Here is a 23,200-nt window from a genome sequence, read left to right as displayed (position 1 = left end):
GTCCCATCACTTGAAGGAAGTGCCATGAAGGTCTTCGTCACGGGTGCCAGCGGCCACGTCGGCTCGGCCCTGGTCCCGGAACTGCTGCGCGCGGGCCACGAGGTCGTCGGGCTCGCCCGCTCCGACGCGTCCGCCGCCAAGCTCGAAGCCCAGGGGGCCGCCGTCCGGCGCGGCGACCTCGACGACCTGGACGGGCTGCGCAAGGGCGCGGCCGAGGCGGACGCCGTGATCCACCTGGCGTTCAAGCACGAGGAGATGTACGCGGGCGACTACCAGGGCGCGTCGGACGCCGACCTCGCCGTGGTGCGCGCGTTCCTGGGCGAACTGTCCGGCACCGGCAAGGCGCTGATCGGCACCGCGGGCACGCTGGCCTACTCGGGCCTCGGCCGCACCGCCACGGAGGAGGAGCGGATCCCGAGCGAGGGCCCGCGTGGCGCCGCGCGCAACGAGATCCTCGACGCCCAGGACGTCCGCGGCTCGGTCGTGGTGCTGCCGCCGACCGTCCACAGTGCACTGGACACGGCCGGGTTCATCCCGATCCTCGTCAGGACCGCCCGTGCCACAGGCGTTTCCGGCTACCCCGGCGACGGCGCGAACCGCTGGTCCGCCGGGCACACGCTGGACGCGGCACGGCTCTACCGGCTGGCTGCCGAGAAGGCGCCCGCGGGTTCGGTGCTGCACGCGGTCGCCGAGGAGGCCGTCACGATGCGGGAGATCGCCGAGGTGATCGGGCGGAAGCTGGACGTGCCGGTCGAGAGCATCCCGGCGGAGCGCGCGCAGGAGCACTTCGGCCCGCTCGCGTTCATGGTCTCGCGGGACGCTCCGACGTCCGCCGCGCGCACGAAGGCGTTGCTGGGCTGGGAGCCGAAGGAACCCGGCCTCCTGGAGGACCTGGAGACCGGGTTCTACTTCGAGCAGCGGTGAGTCAGGGCAAGCCCTGCTCGCGCAGCCAGTCGTCGATCACCCGTTGCTCGCGCTGGTCGCTCCTGCCGCGGGTCTCGTCGATCAGGCGCAGCCAGTAGAAGTCCGCTTCCAGCTCGCCCGACGTGATCAGCTCCATCACGCGCGGAAGCAGGTAGCGCACGAAGTTCTCGTCGCCGATCGTCCCCGACTTGAGCCAGAACCTCTCGACGTCTTCAGCCGTCAGCTCGCGCAGCGGAACGGTCGTGAACGGCGCCACGTCCTGCGGGGTGACGCAGTGGTCGCAGAACTCGACCACTCGCGGACGCGGCATCGCGAAGACGTCGTACAGGCGCTCGATCATTTGCGGGGCTTCGGTTTCCAGACGACGAGGGCGGTCTCCTGCCGGATCGGCACGAGATCACGACGGTAGGAAGCGTGCACCGCGGCGGCCGTGGAATCGGCCGCCGCCAAGGCCTGTGCGAGTTCCTGCTGGAGTTCTACAACCCGCGACTGCAGAGCGTCCACCTGGTTTTCCAGGTCGATGATGCGCTTGATGCCGGCGAGGTTCACGCCCTCGTCCTGCGACAGGCGCTGGACCTCGCGCAGCAGCACGATGTCGCGCATGGAGTAGCGGCGGCCGCCGCCGTTGGTGCGGCCCGGCGAGACCAGGCCCAGCCGGTCGTAGGACCGCAGGGTCTGGGCGTGCAGGCCCGACAGCTGGGCCGCCACCGAGATCACGAAGAACGGCGTGTCTTCATCAGTCCCGGGAGGGAACGGAAAACCCACCGAACTCACCGCCCTTCAAGGAGTGCGTTCAGATCACCGCGCGGGTCGTGGTCCGTCGTCACGCCGGCGTACGCCTCGAGGGCCTTGCGGGCCTCGGACGAGAGGTTGTTCGGCACCGCGACCTCCAGGGTGATCAGGAGATCTCCCGCGGTCCCGTCCCGCTTCGTGATCCCCTTGCCCCGTGCCCTCAGCACTCGCCCGGAGGCGGTGCCCGCGGGCACCTTCAAGGTCACCTTGCCGTCCAGCGTCGGCACGGTCAACGTCGCCCCGAGCGCGAGCTCGGAGAACGTCATCGGCGCCGTCAGCGTCAGGTCGTTGCCCTGACGGCCGAACACGCTGTGCGGGTTGACGTGCACGCGCACGAACAGATCACCGTTCGGGCCACCGTTGCGCCCCGGTTCGCCTTGTCCCGCAAGGCGTATCCGCTGGCCGTCGTCGACTCCCGACGGGATCCGCACGGTCAGCGTGCGGGTGCGGGTGCTGACGCCGTCGCCACCGCACTCGGGGCACGGGTCGTCGATGATCTTGCCGGTGCCGCGGCAGTCGCGGCACGGCTCGCTGAACGCGAACGCGCCCTGTGAGCGCGTGACCAGGCCGGAACCCGAACACGTCGCGCACTGGTGCGGCGTGGTGCCCGGCTTGGCACCGGAACCGTTGCAGGTCGTGCAGGCGGCGGGAGAGGACAGGCGCAACGGCACCGTCGCCCCCTTCACCGCCTCGGTGAAGTCGATGCGGACGTCGGTCTCGACGTCCTCACCGCGGCGCGGGCGCGTGGCCGAGCCGGGTGACGCGCCGCCGCGCCGGTTGAACAGGCCGCCGAGCAGGTCGCCCAGGCCGCCGCCACCGGTGTTCTGCGCGGCACGGCCGAACAGGTCGTTGACGTCGAAGCCGCCGGCGCCGAAGCCACCGGAGCCGGGGAAACCCCCGCCTCCCGCGAACAGGCGGCGGGCCTCGTCGTACTGCTTGCGCTTGGCCGCGTCCGACAGGACGCCGTAGGCCTCGGAGACCGCCTTGAAGCGGGCCTCGGCCTTGGCGTCACCGGGATTTGCGTCGGGGTGCAGCTCGCGGGCGAGCTTGCGGTACGACTTCTTGATCTCGTCCGCGGACGCCTCGGAGGAGACGCCCAGCTCGCGGTAGAAGTCCTTCTCGATCCAGTCCCTCTGACTCACCGGACGGCTCCTCCTTCCCCTAGAGGAATAGAACTCAGGCTTCCTCGGACGGCGTTGCGGCGGCGGGCTCGTGGTCGGTCACCGCGACGAGCGCGGGCCGGACGAGCTTCTCGCCGAACGTGTAACCACGGCGCAGAACGGCGGTGACGGTCGGGCCTTCGACGTCCGGGGACGTGCTGTGCTGCACGGCCTCGTGCACCGACGGGTCGAACGCCTCGCCCTCGTGCGCGAACGGCTCGAGGCCGCTCTTCTGCAACGAGGACACGAGCTTGTCCGCCACGGCCTTGAACGCACCGGTCAGGTCGCCGTGGGCGGCGGCCCGCTCGATGTCGTCCAGCACCGAGAGCAGCTCGGAGGCGACGGACGCCTTCGCGTTGGTGATCACCGCTTCCCGGTCGCGTTCCACCCGCTTGCGGTAGTTCGCGTACTCGGCGGTGAGCCGCTGCAGGTCGGCGGTGCGCTCGTCGAGCTGGGTCTTCAGCTCGGCGGCCACCTCGTCCACGACCTCGGCGACCAGGGGCTCTTCGGAGACCGGAGCGCCTTCCTCGGGTGCCGCGTGGGCCGGCGGCCGGACGTCGCCCGTTTCGGGGTCGATCCGGCGCCGGTCGTTCACGACGACCTGAGGCTGCTCCTCGTCAGGGGCGGCATGCCTCGGTTCGGTCACTTCTTCTCGTCCTCGTCCACGATCTCGGCGTCGACGACGTCGTCGTCCTTCTTCGCACCGGCACCGGCACCCGCACCGGCGGCACCCGGCGCGTCAGCACCAGGGGCCTCGGCGCCGGCGGCACCCGGAGCGTTGGCGTAGATCGCCTGGCCGATGGCCTGGGACTCGGTCGCGAGCTTCTCGACCGCGGCCTTGATGGCGGCGATGTCGGTGCCCTTGAGAGCCTCGGTCGCCTCGGCGATCGCGGCGTTGACCTTGTCCTTGATCTCGGCCGGGAGCTTGTCGTCGTTCTCCTTGACGACCTTCTCCGTCTGGTAGACGAGCGTCTCGGCCTGGTTGCGGACCTCGGCCTCCTCGCGGCGGCGCTTGTCCTCCTCCGCGTGGGCCTCGGCGTCCTTCACCATGCGGTCGATGTCGTCCTTCGGCAGCGCGGAGCCACCGGTGATCGTCATCGACTGCTCCTTGCCGGTGCCCAGGTCCTTCGCCGACACGTGGACGATGCCGTTCGCGTCGATGTCGAAGGTGACCTCGATCTGCGGCACGCCACGGGGGGCGGGCGGCAGGCCGGTCAGCTCGAACATGCCGAGCTTCTTGTTGTGCGCCGCGATCTCGCGCTCGCCCTGGAAGACCTGGATCTGCACGGACGGCTGGTTGTCGTCCGCGGTCGTGAAGGTCTCGGAGCGCTTCGTCGGGATCGTGGTGTTGCGCTCGATCAGCTTGGTCATGATGCCGCCCTTGGTCTCGATGCCGAGGGACAGCGGGGTGACGTCGAGCAGCAGGACGTCCTTGACCTCGCCCTTGAGGACACCGGCCTGCAGGGCGGCGCCGACGGCGACGACCTCGTCCGGGTTCACGCCCTTGTTGGGCTCACGGCCGCCGGTCAGCTCCTTGACGAGCTCCGCGACGGCGGGCATGCGGGTCGAGCCACCGACGAGCACGACGTGGTCGATGTCGCCGACGGAGACGCCGGCGTCCTTGATCACGTTGTTGAACGGCGCGCGGGTGCGCTCGAGCAGGTCGTTGGTGATGCGCTGGAACTCGGCGCGCGACAGCGTCTCGTCGAGGAACAGCGGGTTCTTGTCACCGTCGACCGTGATGTACGGCAGGTTGATCGACGCCTGCGACGAGCTGGACAGCTCGATCTTCGCCTTCTCAGCGGCCTCGCGGATCCGCTGCAGCGCCATCTTGTCCTTGGTCAGGTCGATGCCGTTGGCCTGCTTGAAGCGCTCGACCAGCCAGTCGACGACGCGCTGGTCCCAGTCGTCGCCACCGAGGTGGTTGTCACCGGAGGTCGCACGGACCTCGACCACGCCGTCGCCGAGCTCGAGCAGCGAGACGTCGAACGTGCCGCCACCGAGGTCGAAGACCAGGATGGTCTGCTCCTTCTCGCCCTTGTCGAGGCCGTACGCCAGAGCGGCGGAGGTCGGCTCGTTGACGATGCGGAGCACGTTGAGGCCCGCGATCTGGCCGGCCTCCTTGGTGGCCTGGCGCTGCGCGTCCTCGAAGTAGGCCGGAACGGTGATGACCGCGTCGGTGATCTCTTCGCCCAGGTACGCCTCGGCGTCGCGCTTGAGCTTCATCAGCACGCGCGCGCTGATCTCCTGCGAGGTGTACTTCTTGCCGTCGACCTCGTCGGTCTGCCAGGTGGTGCCGACGTGGCGCTTGACCGACCGGATGGTGCGGTCGACGTTGGTGACGGCCTGGTTCTTCGCGGGCTGACCCACGAGGACCTCGCCGTTCTTGGCGAACGCGACGATGGACGGGGTGGTCCTCGAGCCCTCCGAGTTGGCGATGACCGTCGGCTCACCGCCTTCGAGGACAGCGACGACCGAGTTGGTCGTCCCAAGGTCGATGCCGACTGCACGCGCCATTGGAGATCCCTTCGCTAGTACTTGTTGAGCGTTGCTGGCTCAAGTTTGCCATCCCGCTCAACCTTGAGCCTACCCGACTCAAGCTTTCTGACTCTCCTAACGGCCGGGAAAGTCTGCTTGTTCCCTCACAACGCGACGAGGGCCACCCCTTGTGGAGTGGCCCTCGACACATCCCCCTGCTTCAGATGGCGAACACCTCGACGTCACCGGAACCGGTGGAGAGGTTGAGCTCGTTCTGCGCGTTCGGGTCGGTCGCGACGTGGATCCTGCGGTCGCCGCTGCCCGACATGCCGGTGACCTTGTACGGACCTCCCGGCATGCGGACGGTGACGTCACCGGAACCGCTGTTGGCCCGCACCGGCTTCGCGTCCGTCAGCCTCAGGTCGATCCGGCCGGAGCCCGCGTCCGCGATGACCTCGCTGCCCAGCGCCGTGCCGTTGATGTTGCCCGACGCCGTGTGGGCGAGCACCTTGCCCTTCACCGCGTCCAGTTCGATGTCGCCGGAGCCGAGGTCCGACGTCAGGGTGCCGCCCACCCTGCGCGCCTCGAGGTCACCGGAGCCCGCCTTCACCTTGACGTCCCCCGCGATGTCCCGGGTGATGACCTTGCCGGAGCCGGTCTTGAAGTCGATCGACGCCAGTCCCTCGAAGATCGCGTCGCCCGACCCGACGTCCCCCACGACGGAGATGGCCGCACTCGGCACCAGGACCACGTAGTCGATCTCGCAGTTCCGGCCGCAACCGTCCAGCACCAGCGTGTCCCCTTCGACGCGGTGCGCGACCCCCGACGGCTTGTTGTCCTTCGCGTGCTCGACGATGCGGTGGATCTTCGTCTCGGCCAGCCCCTCCTGGTACCGGATCGTCACGTCCCCCGAGTCGTCGTCGCTGCGCACCCGCACAGACGTGTACTTCTCCGCGACGACGTGGTCGTCGGAGAACTCGTACTTCATGATGCGGATGCCACAGCCGGTCGACACCGTGACCACCGCCCCCACCACCAACGCCACCAGCGCCGTCCTCATCATGAGGACAAAGCTAGAGGTGGCGCGGCCCGGCTACACGGCTGCAAGCCCCCGAAGGCGGGGTGGGGCTGTCCCTACCCGGCCCTCAGGCGAGGTCTTCGAGCACCGCGCGCAACGCCGGGGCCGTGCGCCGCGGGTCGTTCAGGAAGCGCGTGGACGCCAGCACGTGCGCGGGCGCGATGCGTTCCCACAGCAGGCCGTCGACCGGCACCTCGGCGATGTGCAGCTCCACGCTCTGCGCCCACCGGCCGATGCGCGACTCGATGCCGCCCAGCACGTCGCCGATCGGCAGCGCGGCGGGGCTCTGCACCCGGTGCAGCTGCTCGATGCCCGGCTTCAGCGCGAGCACGGCGGCTCGGCTGGCCGGCCGGGTCAGCAGGGCCTCGGCGTCCTCGGGCGTCGCGGGGTCGGCTCCGCGCGAGCACGCGTCGAGCGCGTCGGCCCACCAGCCCGGCCACTCGGCGGTCACCGCGGCGCGGTCGGTGCCCAGCGGCACCTGCACCGGCAGGGACGGGTCCAGGCCCGGCACGTGCGGCTCGACGTCGACCGACAACGCCAGCGAGTCGCGCACGTAGAGCGCGGCGAGCAGCCCCAGGCTCACCCCGTGGCTGATGCCGGACACCTCTCGCGCGAACTTCATGGCCTCATTCTTCCCGCGGGACGGCCGTGAAATCGTCGCGGCCGCGGATCAAGAAGGACACGATTGGCTCCAGTTCCGCCTCGTTCGGAGCAACGTCGGCGATCAGTCCCTGGAGCAGCAGCCCGTCGACGGCCGCGAGGAACGCCCTGAAGCCGACGGGGTCCGCCGGGTCCGCCAGCTCCACGGCCAGGTCGAGCCACCGGCGCGCGGCGGGCTTCAGCTCGGGACGGCGGCCCGCCAGCAGGTACAGCTCGTACTCGGCGAGCGTGCGGCCGCGGTTCTCGTCGACCGCCTCCGCCAGGCACCGCGCGATCTCCCGCGCGGAGCCGCTCGCGACGACCTTCAGCATGTCGTTGCACAGCTCTTCGGCCGACCACAGCAGCGTGGCGATCAACAGGTCGTCGAGCGTCGCGAAGTAGTAGGTGGGTGCCGTTGTCGGCACGTCGGCCTCACGGGCGACGCTGCGGTGCGTCACACCGGCGACGCCGTCGCGTTCGATCACGCGCAGGGTGGCCTCGACGATGGCGCGCCGCTTCTTCTCGCCGCGCGCTTTGCGGCCGTCGACCTTCTGGTGCTCCACTACCGCGGTCAGTGCGTCCTCCCGAGTTCGAGCGTCACCACGCCTCCGATGATCAGGACCAGTCCGACGACCATCGTGGGGTTGAGGGTTTCGCCGAGGAACTTCCAGCCGATGATCGCGACGGCAGCGACACCGATGGCAGACCATACGGCGTAGGCGACGCCCACGGGCATACCCAACTTCAACGCGCGCGAAAGTGCGGTGAAGGCGATGGCGTATCCGACGACGACGATCACGGACGGCCACAGCCGGCTGAAGCCCTCGGACAGCTTCAACGACACGGTGGCGGCGATCTCGGCCACGATCGCCGCGGCGAGGTAGAGGTACAACACGGCGACCCTCCGGAGGTTCGAGCCCACTACTTGAACAAGTGTTCCATAAGTTTTTGATCAACTTCTGGCTACTTGACCGGTACGTGGAGAGACACCGGCCACGTCCAAGTGGTTACTGATCAGTAACGTGGCCTAGACTCCCGCCATGACCCTCCAGCTGGTTCTCGGACTCGTCGCCGTGGCGGTGAGCGTCGTCGCCTGGGGCGTGTTCGTCGCCGGCGTGATGAAGCAAATCAAGATCATCCGGCTCGGCCAGCCGGACGGCACCCGCTTCGGGCCGTTCGTGCCGCGCATGAAGACGATGATCGTCGAGTTCGTCGCGCACACCAGAATGGCGAAGTTCCGCTCGGTCGCCCCGTGGCACTGGATGGTGATGTGGGGCTTCCTCATCGGCTCCGCGGTGCTGTTCGAGGCGTACGGCGAGGTGTTCGACCCGCACTTCCACTGGCCGATCATCGGCACGTGGTCGGTCTGGCTGCTGCTGGTCGAGCTGCTGGGCCTCGGCACCGTCGTCGGTGGTGTGGCCCTGGCGGTCATCCGCCAGCGCAACCACCCGCGCCGCGCCGACCGGGTCTCCCGGTTCCAGGGGTCGGACTTCAAGTCCGCGTACTTCGTCGAGGCCGTCGTCGTCATCGAGGGCGTCGGCATCCTGATGGTCAAGGCGTTCAAGCAGTCGAGCGGCCTCGAGTCCGCGCCGCTGTGGACGTCGTTCGTGACCCAGCCGCTCGCGCAGATCCTGCCGTCCACGCCCATCTGGGTGTCGGTGATGGCGCTGGTCAAGCTGCTGAGCGGCATGATCTGGCTGGTCGTGGTCGGCCGCAACCTCACGATGGGTGTCGCCTGGCACCGGTTCTCGGCGTTCTTCAACATCTACTTCAAGCGCGAGGACGACGGTGGCGTCGCCCTGGGCGCGCTGAAGCCGATGATGTCCGGCGGCAAGGTGCTGGACCTGGAGGAGGCCGACCCGGACAAGGACGTGTTCGGCGTCGGCAAGGTCGAGGACTTCAGCTGGAAGGGCTGGCTCGACTTCTCCACCTGCACCGAGTGCGGCCGCTGCCAGTCGCAGTGCCCCGCCTGGAACACCGCCAAGCCGTTGTCCCCCAAGCTCGTCATCACGCAGCTGCGCGACCACGCCTACGCCAAGGCGCCGTACCTGCTGGCCGGCGGCTCGCGCGACATGGCGGGCGACGAGGTCGGCCTGACCGAGGACAAGTACGAGGACTACAAGAAGCGCCTCGAGTCGATCGACGTGCTGGCGATGGCCGAGTCGGAGCGCCCGCTGGTCGGCGGTCCCGACGAGCTGGGCGTCATCGACCCCGAGGTGCTGTGGTCCTGCACGACCTGCGGCGCGTGCGTCGAGCAGTGCCCGGTGGACATCGAGCACGTCGACCACATCGTCGACATGCGCCGCTACCAGGTGCTGATCGAGTCGAACTTCCCGACCGAGCTCGGCGGCATGTTCAAGAACCTGGAGAACAAGGGCAACCCGTGGGGCCAGAACTCCAAGGACCGCCTGGCGTGGACCGAGGGCCTCGAGTTCGAGGTGCCGGTGTTCGACGGCGACCTGGGCGACGCGGAGTACCTGTTCTGGGTCGGCTGCGCCGGCGCGTTCGAGGACCGCGCGAAGAAGACCACGCGCGCCGTCGCCGAGCTGCTGCACACCGCGGACGTGAAGTACACGGTGCTCGGCCCGGAGGAGACCTGCACCGGTGACCCGGCCCGCCGCGCCGGCAACGAGTTCCTGTTCCAGATGCTCGCGCAGCAGAACGTCGAGGTGCTCAACTCGGTGTTCGAGGACCGGCCCGCCGGTCAGCGCAAGATCGTCGTGACGTGTGCGCACTGCTTCAACACGCTCGCGAACGAGTACCCGCAGGTCGGTGGCACGTACGAGGTCGTGCACCACACGCAGCTGCTCAACAAGCTGGTGCGCGAACGCCGCCTGGTGCCGGTCGCGCCGGTCACCGAGGACGTCACGTACCACGACCCGTGCTACCTGGGCCGTCACAACAAGATCTACGAAGCACCGCGTGAACTCATCGGGGCGTCGGGCGCGAAGCTGCGCGAGATGCCGCGCCACGAAGAGCGCTCCATGTGCTGTGGTGCCGGTGGCGCCCGCATGTGGATGGAGGAGCGGATCGGCAAGCGCATCAACGTCGACCGCGTGGACGAGGCGCTGTCCACCGCGCCGTCGAAGATCGCGACCGGCTGCCCGTTCTGCCGCGTGATGCTGACCGACGGCGTGACCGCGCGTCAGTCCGACGGCCAGGCCGGTGCGCACGTCGAGGTCGTGGACGTGGCGCAGATGCTGCTGGAGTCCGTGAAGCGCGGCGCCGAGAAGGCGGACACGCCGACCGACGAGGTCCCGACCGGCACGCCGTTGCCGGACGAGGACAAGGCGAAGGCCTAGTCACAGCAAGCGAAAGGCCCTCGGTCCGTTGTGGACCGAGGGCCTTTTCGTTGCTTCGTCAGTCGTTGTCGGTGATCTTGTCGTAGACCACGTTCAACACCCAGCCGGTCAGGGCGACGATGATCGCACCCCAGAACGCGGGCCAGAAGCCGTCGACGCGGAACGGCAGGTCGAACTGCTCGGCCAGCCAGCCGGTGAGCATGAACAGCAGCGCGTTCACCAGGAGCCCGATCAGGCCGAGCGTGAGCAGGTAGAACAGGCAGCCGAAGAACTTCACGACCGGCTTCACGATCGCGTTGACCAGGCCGAAGATCACCGCGACGCCGATCAGCGTGAGGATCCTCGAGCCGGTCGAGCCCTCGCCCAGGTCGATGCCGGGGAGGGCGGTCGACACCCAGACCGCCACGGCAGTCAGCAGCACATGCACCAAGATGCCCATGCCGCAGCCTAGCCGTGGCGGGTCCTATGTGGTCAGGACCGGCGGCGGCGCGCCATGAAGAACGCCGCGGCACCGGCCGCGAGCAGCAGCGAACCGAGGCCCAGGAACCCGAACACGGACGCACCCGTCGAGGCGAGGCCGGACTGGTTTCCCGCCTTGGCCACGGCCGGCGTGGTCGTGGTCGTCGGAGCGGCGGTGGCCGACGTGGTCGACGTCGTCGGCACGGTGGTGCCCTTCGCCACGACCTTGATCGGCAGGACCGCGACGTTGTTCTTGCGGTTCGTGTCCGGGAGACCGTCGAAGCCGAAGCGCGCCATCGCGTGCACCTCCCGGTACTCCAGGTCGTCCAGCTCGATCTTGAGCACGACATCCAGCTGCTGCCCCGGGAGGATCTTCTCCTTGACGGTGAAGACGTCCTCGGTGCCCGGCTGCACGGTCACGTTGTCGCTGTGCGACACCAGCTTCGCGGCGAAGGACCCCAGGACGAGCGTCGGTGCGACCGGCACGTTGCCCTTGTTGGAGACCGTCAGCTTCACGTCGACCTGCTCGCCGAGGGTGTAGCTGTCCTTGACCGGCGAGATCGCGGACTCGAGCGCGATGTCGGCCTTGGCCTCGACGTAGCGCACGTCCACCCGGATGTCGCGCTGTCCTGCGGCCGCACCGAGGGCGCGCGTGCCGGTGACCCAGTCGACGTCCTGGTCCTGCCTCGGCTTCGCGAGCGCGAGCCCGTCCTTCGCGAGGTTCGGCGCGGTCAGCGTCAGGGCGCCCAGCGGGAGGTCGAGCCGGTAGGCGCCGTCCGGGCCCGCCTGCGCCTCGCCGCTGAACTGAGCGCCGGTCTGGACCTGGCCGGTCACCTTCACCTTGCCGCTGTGGACCTTCTCGTCGGCCTGCTTCACGCCGTCACCGTTGGTGTCGACGAAGGAGAAGCCGCTGAGGAACTCGCCGCGCAACGGGAAGTCGACGCCCGACGTGGACTCCGACGCGCCGTGACCCACCTTCGTGGTCGTGTAGTCGGTCATGTCGATGTTGGTGATCGTGTACTTCGGCCCCTTCGGCAGGACGGCCTTGTACCTGCCGTCCGGACCGGTCGGGAACGTGCCGACCAGCTCGGTGCTGCCCTGGACGCGGACGGCGACGCCCTTGCCGTTGGCGCGGACGTTCTCGCCCTCGTTGAAGACGTTGTCGCCGTTGCGGTCGAGGAAGAACAGGCCCTCGACGGTGATCGTCTCGTCCTGTGCCGCGGCGGACGTGGCCACGACGGGCAGGACGAGGGCAGCCGTCATCGCGACGGCGCAGAACTTCTTCACTGATTCCCCCAGCGTTCGATTGCTCCAATTAGGACATCGAATCGCCGGGGGTCAGCGTTGCGTGATCCCGGTCACTCGGACAGCGGATAACCACCCATCTCGCACCCCTCCCTCTCGCGCCAGATAGCACGATATCGGATAGTACGAGTTCGTAGCAATTACTCCTTGCTGTCGAGCGCGAGCCGGGTGCGACGGTGCGCGGGCCCCAGTTCGCCCGACAGCACCTCCATGACCTGGCGCAACAGGTCGCGCAGGGTCTCCAGGTCGGCGCCGGGCAGCGCGGTGAAGAGGTCGCGCTCCCGTTCCGCCTGGCCCGCGACGATCCGCAGGAAGATCTCGCGACCGGCGTCGGTCAGCGTCGCGGGCAACGACCGGCGGTCGCTCGGGTCGAGTTCGCGGACCACGAGCCCCGCCTTCTCGAGCCGGTCGAGGCGGCTCGTGATCGTCGTGGCCGGGCTCAGCGTGCCGTTCGCGAGCTGCTTGGGCGTGAGCCGGTGCGGCGGCCCGATCCAGAAGAGCCGGGCGAGGATCTCGTAGTCGGCGCGGTTGAGCCCGTGCGGCGCGGCGATCTCCGTGGCGAGGAAGTCGAGGTACTTGCTGATCTGGTGCACCCGGTCGACCACGCCCTCGACCACCGGATCGATCGCCGGGACCACGGCCCTCCACGACTCGACCTCGGTGTCGGTGTCGTCCGCACCACGCTCGCCCATCTCACGATGGTAGTTGCGCCCTCATGCAGAACGGCCCGCGTCTCTCCCGGACGCGGGCCATTCCGTCTTACCCCCTGGTGATCAGCGTCCCCCCGGTGCAGATCCCAGCCTTAAGACACCCCAGCCCTCGTGGATGTTGCTCTGACCGCCGAATGTCACTCGAATGCAGTAACGCCGACGCACCCCTTTCACAACGGGTGTGGGTGCGCCCGGACGCCTACGCTGATCAGCCATGAGCGAAAAGCCGCAGGCCTCCGGCGAAAGCACTCTCACCGTCGTGCTGGCCCTGCTGGTGAACCTGGCGATTGCCATCATGAAAGCCGTTGCGGGCGTTTTGACCGGTTCGGCGGCAATCCTCTCGGAGGCCGCGCACTCGGTCGCCGACACGTTCACCGAGGCGCTCCTGCTCACCGCCCTGCGCCGCTCGGACCGCCCCGCCGACCGCCGCCACCCGTTCGGCTACGGCAAGGAGCGCTACTTCTGGTCGCTGCTGGCCGCGGTCTCGATCTTCGCCTCGGGCGCGATGTTCGCGTTCTACGAAGGCTTCCGCACCGTCTTCGGCCACCCGGAGGAGCAGACCCGCCCGCTGGTCGGCTACATCGTGCTGGGCCTGGCGTTCGTCCTCGAGTCGATCTCGTGGACGCAGGCGTTCCGCCAGGTCCGCTCCGAGTCCGCCAAGCACGGCCGCGGGTTCTGGGACTTCCTGCGCGTCTCCGACGACCCGACCGTCAAGACCGTGTTCCTGGAGGACTCGGCCGCCCTGATCGGCCTGCTCCTGGCGTTCGCGGGCCTCGGCCTGCACCAGCTGACCGGCTCGTCGGTGTGGGACGGCCTCGCGTCACTGGCGATCGGCCTGCTGCTGGCGTCGGTCGCGTACGTCCTGGCCCGCACCAACCGCGGTCTGTTGATCGGCCGGCAGGCGGACCCCGTGATGGTGAAGGCCATCTGGCGCCGCCTCGGCGAACTGCCCGAGGTCGACGCCGTGGTGGACGTGCTGACGATGCTCATCGGCACCGACCGCGTGCTGCTGTGCGCCCGCCTCGACTTCGACGACGCCCTCACCGCACACCAACTGGAAGACGCCTGCGTGCGCATCTCCGCGGAACTGCACGCGGAGTTCACCGACCTGGACGAGATCTTCCTCGAACCCGTCCCCCGCACAGACCCGGAACTGCGCCGCCGGGTGCTGGAGCGCTACGGCGACCTGAGCTAGCGGCGCGTGTCCGTGCGGTGGAAGTTCAGGTACGCGCGGCTGGGCGTCGGCCCGCGCTGCCCCTGGTACCGGCTGCCGGCCTGCGACGAACCGTAGGGGTGCTCCGCCGGGCTCGACAGCTTGAACAGGCACAACTGCCCGATCTTCATGCCGGGGTGCAACGTGATGGGCAGGTTCGCGACGTTCGACAACTCCAGCGTGATGTGCCCGGAGAAGCCGGGGTCGATGAACCCCGCCGTGGAGTGCGTGAGCAGCCCGAGCCGCCCAAGACTGGACTTGCCCTCCAGCCGCCCGGCCAGGTCGTCCGGCAACGTCACCATCTCGAAGGTCGACCCGAGCACGAACTCACCGGGGTGCAGCACGAACTGCTCGTCCGCCGGCGTCTCGATGAGGCTCGTCAGGTCGTCCTGCTGCTGCGCGGGATCGATGTGGGTGTACTTCGTGTTGTTGAAGACCCGGAAGAACCGGTCCAGCCGGACGTCGATGCTCGACGGCTGGAGCATCTCCACGTCGAAGGGGTCGAGGGCGAGACGGCCGGACTCGACCTCTTTGCGCAGATCCTGGTCACTCAGCAGCACCCGGACAGGCTAACGGAGTCGGCGTCGTTGGCCACCCAGCACCGTGAGACGTCACGTTGCCGGTCTGTGTATGATCGGCGACGAGCTTGATCCTGCGGGTGTAGTTCATTGGTAGAACGACAGCTTCCCAAGCTGTAGAGGCGGGTTCGATTCCCGTCACCCGCTCCACGACGAAGGCCCTCCACGCGGAGGGCCTTTTTCGTTCCGCTACCCGAACGGTTCTTGAGCCGGCTTGCGCGGTCGACGACACTCGTGGAATGCCGGCAAGCATGCCCCTCCTCGTTGTGGAGTTGCGACTTGCTGGGCTGTTCACATTTGGCCGGCTCGTCCCACTCGTCGACGACTGCCTTGACGTTTCCAGTGAACTTGCCTCAAAAAAAATCGCGCTTTAGTTGGTTGTCTGACATCGCGTAGTCAGTCATGCCAACGACCATCGCTGGGGGTCAGTCGACCGGTAGGCCCCACGGGCGGCGGTCCAGCTCCGCCCAGCCGCCGCCGCGGGCGAGTGCCGCGCGCACGCCGGCCACGTGGTCGGCGAACGAGGCCAGGTCGCCGTGTAGGAGTTCGGCGCGTTCCACGTCCAACGGGTGTGTGTCGTCGTGCCAGAGGTCGACGGCGAACGAGGCGACGAAGGACATGGACTGCAGGAGTTGCAGCAGGGCGACGGAGGGGCGTGAGGTCTCGTCGAGGTAGGAGAGGCGGATCTCCTCGCACACGGACAGCAGCGCGCGCACCTGGCGGATGGCGTCGGCCGGTGTGCCGTCCCAGGAGGGGTCCGGCCACACGCGGTCGCTGAGCTCCAGCCAGAGTCGCCAGCCGGTGGCGAGTTCCGCGTCGTCTGCGGGAGACCACTTACCCATGCATCCACTGTGCATGGGTGATGCGAAAGAGTCTCGTGACGATGACGCACGCCACGGCAACCGATGCGCCACACACGCGTCCTTGAGCGCATGACGCGTTCCTGGCAAGGACAAAGCGTGAAGAGCCTTCTGATCGGGCTCGCGGTGGGCGTGGTGCTGGCGGTGCTCGCCCTGCCGGCTCTCCGGTACGAGATCGCCGATCACGCGAACCTGCTGACGCGGGTGCTGGCCTACGGGTTCCTGCTCGTGCCCGTCGCGGTGGTGACGGTGTTGAAGAGCGAGTTCCCGGTGGTGCACACGACCGGTCTGGTCGCGGGTGCGACGGTGGTGCTGGCGGGCACGGCCCAGACCTACACCGGCACGCCGATGCCCTACGTGTGGCTCGCGGCGGCGACCCTGTTCGGGTGCGCCGCCGCGAGGATCATGCGGAACGAAAGGCTTACGCCTTCACCTTCTCCGGTTCCGGCTCGTCGGAGTTGAGCGAGTCCAGCAGGACGTCGCGCTCGGTGGAGGGCTCCTTCTTCAGGAAGCCGATCGCCAGGTAGAGCACCAGCGAGAGCAGCAGGGGCCACGAGACGAGCACGCCCTTGGTGACCCAGGCGGCCTTGTTCAGCTGCTCGATGTAGAGGAACGCCCACATGCCGAGGCCGCCGACGACCGAGGCGATCGCCGCCGTGGAGCCGATCTTGCGGAACCACGGGAGCAGGCCGAGCATCAGCGGGATCGCGATCGGGCCCATCGTGGCGGCGACCAGGTCGACGACCACCTTGAGCACGAAGCCCTGGCCTCCCGAGGCGATGGCGATGATCATGCTTATGCCGATGAAGGAGAACGTCGTGATGCGGGCCAGCTTCAGCTGGTTGTCCGCGGAGAAGGTCTTCACCTTCTTCCACAGGTGGGGCAGCATGTCGCGGTTGATGACGGCGGCGATGACGTTCGCGTCGGACGACACCATGGCCATGGTGTGCGAGAAGAAGCCCGCCAGAACCAGGCCGATCATGCCCGCGGGCAGCATCTGCTTGCCCATCTCGATGTAAGCGTTTTCCGCCTGGGCGCCCTCGAGGCCCGGCACGATCAGCGGCGCCGCCCACATCGGGAAGAACAGGACGAGCGGCCACACCAGCCACAGCGCGGACGAGAGCAGTGCGGAGCGCTTGGCCGCGAAGCCGGACGGCGCGGCCATGTAGCGCTGCGCCAGGTTCCACATGCCGCCGTTGTACTCCAGCGTCTTGATCAGGAACAGCGCCATGAGGAACGTCGACGTGTACGGGCCCGCCAGCGGGTCGCTGTGGCTCTCCGGGAGCTTGTCCCAGATCGTGATGGGGAAGTCCCAGCCGAGGGTGCTCGCGACGGCGAACAGCATCGCGAAGCCCGCGGCGGCCTGGATGATGAACTGGCCGAAGTCGGTGAGCGCGTCGGCCCACAGGCCGCCGAGCACGGAGTACACCATCGTGACCAGGCCGATGATGATGATGCCCCAGGTGATCGGGACGCCCGCGAAGCCGCGGAGCAGGATCGAGACGGCCGCCCACTTCGCGGCGATGTCAACGACCTTGAGCAGCGCGCCGGCATAGGCCATGACCTGCTGCGTGGGCACGTTGTAGCGCTTGGCCAGGTACTCGAGCGGTGACTTGACGTCGTGCTTCGCGCGCAACCGGTTCCACCGCGGCGCGAACAGGAACGCACCGATGCCGACGCCGATGCCGATCGTCAGCGACCACCACACGTAGACGGTGAGTCCGAGCCGGTAGGCCTCCGAGGCGAACGCGACGAACATGACCGCGCTGTAGCCCGACATGTGGTGCGAGATGCCGGACAACCACCACGGCATCTTGCCGCCTGCCGTGAAGAAGTCGGCGATGTTGTGGACCCGCCCGCGCGACCAGAGTCCGATCCCGACCATCACGAAGAAATAGCCGACAACCACGACCCAATCGAGGGTGCCCATGAAACCTCCTTGCGTGCACACACGTGTGCCCGCGAGAGCACCAGGCCTCATGGCGGCGGAACCTGGCACATCCGCACGGGATATGTGACGTAGGTCTTACGAGACTGTTGCCCCGTGGCGGAAGAGTTTCGCCGGTCTTGAATCACATTCGTGACCCTTGTTCATACACATGAACAGTCTTGGCGCATTGTCAGGCCCTCACCTGTTCCGCGTCACGCGGACGGGGGAACGGCGTCACCTCTTCGGAAGCACGAACGGAGGTGCTGATGCTCCCGCCAAGCCGGCCTGCTCCCGGCGTCGCTCTGATCGATCCCGTGCCGCTCTACCGCGAAGGCCTGTCCGCCCTGGTCAGAAGGACTCCCGGCCTGCGCTGGCTCGGTTCGACCGGCGACCTGAACGCTGCCGTTCGCCTGCACGAACGACTGCGCCCGGACGTGCTGCTCATCGACTCCGTGCTCGACCCGGTCGGCCACCTGGCCCGCCTGCTGGTCGAGCGCGACCCCGCCCTGCTCGTCGTCGGGCTGGCCCGCGACGGGCACTCGCACGCCCACTACGTCACGGCCGCGCTCGACGCGGGTGTCCGCGGTGTCGTGCCGCGCAGCGCCCAGCCGGAGCAGATCGTGCGGGTGATAGCCGAAACCTGCCGTTCACGCGGCTTCGTGCACCCCGACCTGAGGTCGGCCGACCGGCCCACGCTGACCAAGCGCGAGTACGAGGTGCTCACGCTGATCGCGGAGGGCCTGGAGAACCGGCAGGTCGCCGACGAACTGGTCCTGTCCGTGGAGACCGTGCGCACCCACGTGAAGGGAATCCTGCGCAAGCTCAGCGCGCGCGATCGGACGCACGCGGTGTCGCTCGCCTACCGGTCAGGACTGCTGATCGGCCGCCCAGCCGCGTTCGAGTAACCCGAACACCTCGTCGGCCGCCTTCTCGCGGTCGGCGTGGTCGAAGATCACGTCCCTGGCGTCCAGCGCGAACCGGGCCAGCGCCGCGCACCTCACGTCGTCGGCCGGCGCGCCGGTCTCCTCGGCGATGGCGCGCGCCAGAGCGCCCTGGTGGCGCGTCCACATCCGGTGCCCGTATTCGCGCAGCGCCGGCGTCTCCAGGACCAGCCGCTGGAACACCTCGAACCGCGGGTCCGCCGCGTGCCCGCGTGCCGCCCGCACGAAGTGGTCGCGCAGCGCCATCGGGATCGACCTGCCGTCGCGGTTGCGCACGACCGCGACCAGCGCCGCCTCCTGCTCCCCGTCCTCGTCGAAGAGCAGTGCCTCCTTGCTCGGGAAGTGCTTGAACAACGTCGTCACCGACACGTCCGCCGTGTCGGCGATCTCCTTCACGCCCACGTCGTCGAAACCGCGCTCCAGGAACAGCCGCGTCGCCGCGTCGGAGATCGACTGACGGGTCTGCAGCTTCTTGCGCTCACGACGGCCGGGCTCGGTCACCTCCTGATCGTACCGCACGAGTGGAGCGAGTTCAAAAGTTGAGTGGTTGCACTTTTGTAGTCGATGCGCTTTCATGGAGGCATGACCTCACCACGCATCGCCATCGCGGGAGCCGGCATCGGCGGCCTGACCTGCGCTCGCGTCCTGCAACTGCACGGCTTCGACGACGTCACCGTCTTCGAGCGCGAGAGCTCGCCGGAGGCCCGTCAGCAGGGCGGCACCATCGATCTGCACGCCGACAGCGGCCAGGAGGCGGTCCGCGCCGCCGGGCTGTTCGAGCAGTGGCGCGCGCTCGCCCGGTTCGAGGGTCAGGAGCAGCGCAAGCTCGACCACGCCACCGCCGAACTGGTCGAGCACCAGCCCGCCGAGGGCGACTTCAGACCGGAGATCGACCGCGGTCAGCTGCGCGGGCTCCTCCTCGGCTCACTGGCCCCCGGCACCGTCGCGTGGGGCCTCGGCGTCGAGTCGGCCAAGCCGGGCGAGGTCACCTTCCCCGACGGCTCCACCTCCGCGTTCGACCTGGTCATCGGCGCGGACGGGGCCTGGTCGCGGGTCCGCGCCGCCGTCTCGCCCGCCACTCCGCTCTACACCGGGGTGATGTTCGTCGAGACCCGCCACGACGACGAGAAGGCGCTGCTCGGGCTCACCGGCGGGGGCACGATGGTCGCGGACGCCGAGGGCCTGATGCTCTGGGCGCAGCGCAACAGCGGCGACCACGTCCGCGCGTACGCGTGCTTGCGCGCGCGTGAGGATTGGAGGCCTTCCAACGCCGAACTGCTGGACCTCTACGCGGACTGGCACCCGTCGCTGCAGGCGTTCCTCGCCGGCGAACTGGTCCACCGGCCGCTGTACTCGTTGCCCGTCCCCCACACGTGGGAGCACACGCCCGGCGTGACGCTGCTCGGCGACGCGGCCCACCTGCAGCCGCCTCTGGGCGTCGGGGCGAACCTCGCCATGCAGGACGCCGCCGATCTGGCGCTCGCGATCGCCGAGCACGGTGTCCGAGACGGGGTGCGGGCCTACGAATCGGTCATGTTGCCGCGGTCGGTCAGCTGCGCGGAGCAGACGAATCCCGCACTCCTGGAGATGGTCGGCGAGCGCCCGGCGCGCGTCTGACCGGCCCTCATGCCCGATTCAGGTCACTCGGAGGACTGTCTGGTTCGCCACCAGTGGGTGGTCGGCCTTGCCGGGGTTACTGTCGAGTAATACTCTGTTGTTACCGGTCAGTAGGCGGAGGCGCCGCGACCCTGAGGAGTGAGCTGACGAGATGGGCCACTACAAGAGCAACGTCCGGGACCTCGAGTTCAACCTGTTCGAGGTCTTCAACGTGCAGGACCACCTCGGCACGGGGCCGTTCGAGCAGTCCGACGAGGACACCGCGCGCAGCGTGCTGGCCGAGGTCAAGAACCTCGCGGAGGGTGTCCTCGGCGACTCCTTCGTCGACGCCGACCGCAACCCGCCGGTGTTCGACCCGGCGACGCACTCGGCCACGCTGCCGGAGTCGTTGAAGAAGTCGTACCAGGCGGTGTGGGACGGCGAGTGGTACCGCCTGTTCCTGCCGAACGAGCTGGGTGGCTTCGGCACGCCGCCGTCGGTCACGTGGGCCGCTTCCGAGCTGCTGCTCGGCGCGAACCCGGCCGTCTACATGTACCTGGCGGGTCCGAGCTTCGCGACGGTCGTCTACAACAACGGCACCGACCGCGACAAGCACTGGGCCAACCTCATGATCGAGCGCGGCTGGGGCGCCACGATGGTGCTGACCGAGCCGGACGCCGGTTCCGACGTCGGCGCCGGCCGCACCAAGGCCTTCAAGCAGGAGGACGGTTCCTGGCACATCGAGGGCGTGAAGCGCTTCATCACGTCCGCCGACCAGGACCTGACCGAGAACATCATGCACATGGTGCTCGCGCGTCCCGAGGGCGAAGGCATCGAGGCGCGGCCCGGCACCAAGGGCCTGTCGCTGTTCCTGGTGCCGAAGTTCCACTTCGACCCGGAGTCCGGCGACCTGGGCGAGCGCAACGGCGCCTTCGTCACCAACGTCGAGCACAAGATGGGCCTCAAGGCGTCCACCACGTGCGAGCTGACGTTCGGCCAGCACGGCGTGCCCGCCAAGGGCTGGCTGCTCGGCGAGGTGCACGACGGCATCGCGCAGATGTTCGACGTCATCGAGTACGCCCGCATGATGGTCGGCACCAAGGCCATCGCGACGCTGTCGACCGGTTACCTCAACGCGCTGTCCTACGCCAAGGAGCGCGTGCAGAGCGCCGACCTGACGCGCATGACGGACAAGACCGCGCCCCGCGTCACCATCACCAACCACCCGGACGTCCGCCGCAGCCTGATGCTGCAGAAGGCGTACGCCGAGGGCCTGCGCGCCGTGTACCTGTACACCGCGACGCAGCAGGACAAGGTGATGCTCGGCGGCGAGGACGCGAAGCTGGCGGCCAAGGTCAACGACCTGCTGCTGCCGATCGTCAAGGGCGTCGGCTCGGAGCGCGCGTACGAGCAGCTGGCGCAGTCGCTGCAGACGCTGGGCGGTTCGGGCTTCCTGCAGGAGTACCCGATCGAGCAGTACATCCGCGACGCGAAGATCGACTCGCTGTACGAGGGCACCACGGCCATCCAGTCGCTGGACTTCTTCTTCCGGAAGATCATCCGCGACAAGGGCCAGGCGCTCGCGTTCATCAACGGCGAGATCCAGTCCTTCCTCGACAACGAGGGCGGCAACGGTCGCCTCAAGGAGGAGCGGGCGCTGCTCAAGCAGGGTCTGGAAGACCTGCAGGGCATGCTCGGCGCGCTGGTCGGCTTCCTGACCACCTCGCAGGAGGACGTGCGCAACCTCTACAAGGTCGGCCAGAACTCGGTCCGCCTGCTGATGACCGCGGGTGACGTGCTCGTCGGCTGGCTGCTGCTTCGCCAGGCCGAGGTCGCCCTGGCGAAGCTCGGCGGCACGCCGTCGGCCAAGGACAAGGCGTTCTACGAGGGCAAGATCGCGGTGGCGTCGTTCTTCGCGAAGACCGTGCTGCCGGAGCTCACCGCACGCCGCAAGATCGCGGAGTCCACGGACAACGCGCTGATGGACATCGACGAGAGCGTTTTCTAGAACGCCTCAGGAACGACGGGTCCGTGCACCTCCTGCCCGAGGTGCACGGGCCCGTTTTTCGTTGCGTCAGAACACCATCGGACCGATCGCGGCGCCGACGTTGAACGCCGCGGTCGCATAGGAACCGGCCATCGTGGGCGCGCCCGCCGCGTGGTGCAGGACGCGCGCGATCACCGTGCTCCCGACCGCGAACGACAGAGCGCCGAGCACGAACACCAGTGCCAGCAACGTGATCAGCTCGGTGCCCAGCACGTCGAGGCTCATCCAGCCCGCGACGACCAGCGGTCCGCCGAACACCACCACCGGGCGCGGTGACGAGTCGGCCAGCCTCCCGCCGACGGTGACACCGGCGAACGCCCCGGCGCCGAACAGCACCAGCGCGACCGGCACCCACCACTCGCTCAGACCGGTCCCCGTCACCACCGGCGCGAGGAACGTGAAGTGGCCGAACGTCACCGCGTTCACGAGCACGGCGAGCGCGATGACCAGAACCAGCCGGGGCTTCGTGAGTTCGGCGAGCTCCGGGCGCAACGCGGGTGGGTCGACACGCTCCCGCTGAGCCGGAATCCCCTTGAGGACACCGATCGCCGCCGGCACGCAAAGAACGGCGACCGCGAGGAACGTTGCGCGCCAACCGAACGCGGTGCCGAGCAACGACCCTCCCGGCACACCGGCCACGGTCGCCACCGTGGTGCCGGACAACAGCACGGCGAGCGCCCGTCCAGGCCGTTGCGGAGGTACGAGCGCAGCGGCCGTTGTCAGTGCCACGGCGAGAAATCCGGCGTTGGCGAGGGCGGCAACAACCCTGGAAGCCAGCAGCACGTCGAAATCCGGAGCAGCAGCACCGACGACGTGGGCGGCGAGGAAGACGACGACGAACGCGAACAGGCTCCGGCGCGGAGACCAGGAGCGGGCGAGCACCGCCATCAGCGGCGCGCCGACGGCCATGCCCGCGGCGAACGCGGAGGTGAGCAGACCGGCGGTGCCCACCGGTACGCCGAACTCGGCCGCGATGGACGGCAGCAGCCCGGCGAGCATGAACTCGGAGGTGCCCATGGCGAACACGGCCAGAGCGAGCAGGTACAGCGAAAAAGGCACGGAGGAGCTCCGGAGGCATGAGGGGTTTTCGGGGCTGACGGCTAGACCGCAGACCCGACCCTGGATGCCTCAGGACTCGACATGACCGGCACGCTAGCGCGACCAGGTCACGTGACGCAGCTTGATTTC

General features: G+C 68.5%; 23 protein-coding genes, 1 tRNA gene and 1 pseudogene. 8 read left to right on the top strand and 17 right to left on the bottom strand.

Features of this window, described 5'->3' with window-relative positions; genetic code table 11:
* Positions 1–24 precede the first annotated feature (24 nt).
* Positions 25–924 (top strand): SDR family oxidoreductase, encoded by a 900-nt coding sequence (locus IE307_RS11150; RefSeq protein ID WP_191297831.1) that lies wholly within the window; start codon positions 25–27, stop codon positions 922–924.
* Position 925: 1 nt separating this feature from the next.
* Here IE307_RS11150 and IE307_RS11145 read toward each other — a convergent pair whose 3' ends face one another.
* The 9 genes from IE307_RS11145 to IE307_RS11105 all read right to left on the bottom strand — a co-directional run bounded on the left by IE307_RS11145 (position 926) and on the right by IE307_RS11105 (position 7,966).
* Positions 926–1,264: a hypothetical protein gene (locus IE307_RS11145; protein WP_191297830.1), complete on the bottom strand. Its 339-nt coding sequence runs from the start codon at positions 1,262–1,264 to the stop codon at positions 926–928.
* Positions 1,261–1,689, bottom strand: coding sequence for a heat shock protein transcriptional repressor HspR (locus IE307_RS11140; RefSeq protein WP_191297829.1), 429 nt, complete (start codon positions 1,687–1,689; stop codon positions 1,261–1,263). Before IE307_RS11140 ends, IE307_RS11145 begins: the two co-directional genes overlap by 4 nt.
* Positions 1,690–1,694: 5 nt before the next feature.
* Positions 1,695–2,858, bottom strand: a complete 1,164-nt coding sequence (dnaJ, locus tag IE307_RS11135) for a molecular chaperone DnaJ (protein WP_191297828.1) — start codon at positions 2,856–2,858, stop codon at positions 1,695–1,697.
* Positions 2,859–2,892: 34 nt separating this feature from the next.
* Positions 2,893–3,522, bottom strand: coding sequence for a nucleotide exchange factor GrpE (grpE, locus tag IE307_RS11130; protein WP_191297827.1), 630 nt, complete (start codon positions 3,520–3,522; stop codon positions 2,893–2,895).
* Complete coding sequence (dnaK, locus tag IE307_RS11125; RefSeq protein WP_191297826.1) at positions 3,519–5,393, bottom strand: molecular chaperone DnaK; 1,875 nt, start codon at positions 5,391–5,393, stop codon at positions 3,519–3,521. The genes grpE and dnaK overlap by 4 nt, the downstream gene beginning before the upstream one ends.
* Positions 5,394–5,574: 181 nt before the next feature.
* The gene (locus IE307_RS11120; RefSeq protein WP_191297825.1) at positions 5,575–6,417 is read right to left on the bottom strand and encodes a DUF4097 family beta strand repeat-containing protein; all 843 of its coding nucleotides are present in this window, start codon (positions 6,415–6,417) and stop codon (positions 5,575–5,577) included.
* 82 nt (positions 6,418–6,499) lie between these two features.
* The gene (locus IE307_RS11115) at positions 6,500–7,054 is read right to left on the bottom strand and encodes a hypothetical protein (RefSeq protein WP_191297824.1); all 555 of its coding nucleotides are present in this window, start codon (positions 7,052–7,054) and stop codon (positions 6,500–6,502) included.
* A gap of 4 nt (positions 7,055–7,058) precedes the next feature.
* Positions 7,059–7,634, bottom strand: coding sequence for a TetR/AcrR family transcriptional regulator (locus tag IE307_RS11110; protein ID WP_191297823.1), 576 nt, complete (start codon positions 7,632–7,634; stop codon positions 7,059–7,061).
* 8 nt (positions 7,635–7,642) lie between these two features.
* Complete coding sequence (locus tag IE307_RS11105; RefSeq protein WP_191297822.1) at positions 7,643–7,966, bottom strand: DMT family transporter; 324 nt, start codon at positions 7,964–7,966, stop codon at positions 7,643–7,645.
* Positions 7,967–8,111: 145 nt separating this feature from the next.
* Between IE307_RS11105 and IE307_RS11100 the strand changes: the two genes are divergently transcribed.
* Positions 8,112–10,373 carry a (Fe-S)-binding protein gene (locus tag IE307_RS11100; RefSeq protein ID WP_191297821.1) on the top strand — a complete coding sequence of 754 codons (2,262 nt, stop codon included), beginning with the start codon at positions 8,112–8,114 and terminating at the stop codon, positions 10,371–10,373.
* A 58-nt stretch (positions 10,374–10,431) separates the two neighbouring features.
* Here IE307_RS11100 and IE307_RS11095 read toward each other — a convergent pair whose 3' ends face one another.
* From IE307_RS11095 to IE307_RS11085, 3 genes are all read right to left on the bottom strand, one after another.
* Positions 10,432–10,812, bottom strand: a complete 381-nt coding sequence (locus IE307_RS11095; RefSeq protein ID WP_191297820.1) for a phage holin family protein — start codon at positions 10,810–10,812, stop codon at positions 10,432–10,434.
* Between the two features lie 32 nt (positions 10,813–10,844).
* Positions 10,845–12,119: a hypothetical protein gene (locus IE307_RS11090; protein ID WP_191297819.1), complete on the bottom strand. Its 1,275-nt coding sequence runs from the start codon at positions 12,117–12,119 to the stop codon at positions 10,845–10,847.
* Between the two features lie 158 nt (positions 12,120–12,277).
* Entirely contained in the window at positions 12,278–12,829 is a 552-nt protein-coding gene (locus IE307_RS11085) for a MarR family winged helix-turn-helix transcriptional regulator (protein ID WP_191297818.1), read from the bottom strand.
* A gap of 232 nt (positions 12,830–13,061) precedes the next feature.
* On the opposite strand from IE307_RS11085, the gene IE307_RS11080 reads away from it, so the two are divergent.
* A complete protein-coding gene (locus tag IE307_RS11080) occupies positions 13,062–14,042 on the top strand; it encodes a cation diffusion facilitator family transporter (RefSeq protein WP_191297817.1) in 981 nt (326 codons plus the stop codon).
* Here the strand turns inward: IE307_RS11080 and dcd are convergent.
* On the bottom strand, positions 14,039–14,620 hold the full coding sequence (gene dcd, locus IE307_RS11075) for a dCTP deaminase (protein WP_191297816.1): 582 nt from the start codon (positions 14,618–14,620) through the stop codon (positions 14,039–14,041). The genes IE307_RS11080 and dcd overlap by 4 nt on opposite strands.
* Positions 14,621–14,714: 94 nt before the next feature.
* Between dcd and IE307_RS11070 the strand changes: the two genes are divergently transcribed.
* A tRNA-Gly gene (locus IE307_RS11070) sits at positions 14,715–14,788 on the top strand.
* Positions 14,789–15,063: 275 nt separating this feature from the next.
* On the opposite strand, the gene IE307_RS11065 is transcribed toward IE307_RS11070, so the two are convergent.
* On the bottom strand, positions 15,064–15,480 hold the full coding sequence (locus IE307_RS11065) for a hypothetical protein (RefSeq protein ID WP_191297815.1): 417 nt from the start codon (positions 15,478–15,480) through the stop codon (positions 15,064–15,066).
* A 117-nt stretch (positions 15,481–15,597) separates the two neighbouring features.
* Here IE307_RS11065 and IE307_RS11060 point away from each other — a divergent pair, with 117 nt between their 5' ends.
* Complete coding sequence (locus IE307_RS11060; protein ID WP_191297814.1) at positions 15,598–15,960, top strand: hypothetical protein; 363 nt, start codon at positions 15,598–15,600, stop codon at positions 15,958–15,960.
* Here IE307_RS11060 and IE307_RS11055 read toward each other — a convergent pair.
* On the bottom strand, positions 15,920–17,428 hold the full coding sequence (locus IE307_RS11055) for a sodium:solute symporter family protein (RefSeq protein ID WP_191297813.1): 1,509 nt from the start codon (positions 17,426–17,428) through the stop codon (positions 15,920–15,922). The two genes, IE307_RS11060 and IE307_RS11055, sit on opposite strands and share 41 nt — an antisense overlap.
* A gap of 266 nt (positions 17,429–17,694) precedes the next feature.
* Between IE307_RS11055 and IE307_RS11050 the strand changes: the two genes are divergently transcribed.
* Entirely contained in the window at positions 17,695–18,333 is a 639-nt protein-coding gene (locus tag IE307_RS11050) for a response regulator transcription factor (RefSeq protein WP_191297812.1), read from the top strand.
* On the opposite strand, the gene IE307_RS11045 is transcribed toward IE307_RS11050, so the two are convergent.
* On the bottom strand, positions 18,295–18,870 hold the full coding sequence (locus tag IE307_RS11045; protein WP_229904616.1) for a TetR/AcrR family transcriptional regulator: 576 nt from the start codon (positions 18,868–18,870) through the stop codon (positions 18,295–18,297). The genes IE307_RS11050 and IE307_RS11045 overlap by 39 nt on opposite strands.
* Positions 18,871–18,951: 81 nt before the next feature.
* Between IE307_RS11045 and IE307_RS11040 the strand changes: the two genes are divergently transcribed.
* Together IE307_RS11040 and IE307_RS11035 are read left to right on the top strand one after the other, a co-directional pair.
* Positions 18,952–19,986 carry an FAD-dependent oxidoreductase gene (locus IE307_RS11040; protein ID WP_191297810.1) on the top strand — a complete coding sequence of 345 codons (1,035 nt, stop codon included), beginning with the start codon at positions 18,952–18,954 and terminating at the stop codon, positions 19,984–19,986.
* A gap of 151 nt (positions 19,987–20,137) precedes the next feature.
* Positions 20,138–21,973 (top strand): acyl-CoA dehydrogenase, encoded by a 1,836-nt coding sequence (locus tag IE307_RS11035; RefSeq protein WP_191297809.1) that lies wholly within the window; start codon positions 20,138–20,140, stop codon positions 21,971–21,973.
* 72 nt (positions 21,974–22,045) lie between these two features.
* Here IE307_RS11035 and IE307_RS11030 read toward each other — a convergent pair.
* Positions 22,046–23,071, bottom strand: a pseudogene (locus tag IE307_RS11030) (Cmx/CmrA family chloramphenicol efflux MFS transporter); the annotation flags it as partial.
* Positions 23,072–23,200 lie beyond the last annotated feature (129 nt).

Origin of the sequence: Lentzea cavernae, assembly GCF_014653695.1 — a bacterium.
Taxonomy (GTDB): domain Bacteria; phylum Actinomycetota; class Actinomycetes; order Mycobacteriales; family Pseudonocardiaceae; genus Lentzea; species Lentzea cavernae.
Note: the sequence above shows the minus strand (reverse complement) of the source record. Positions and strands in the feature narration are given on the sequence as shown.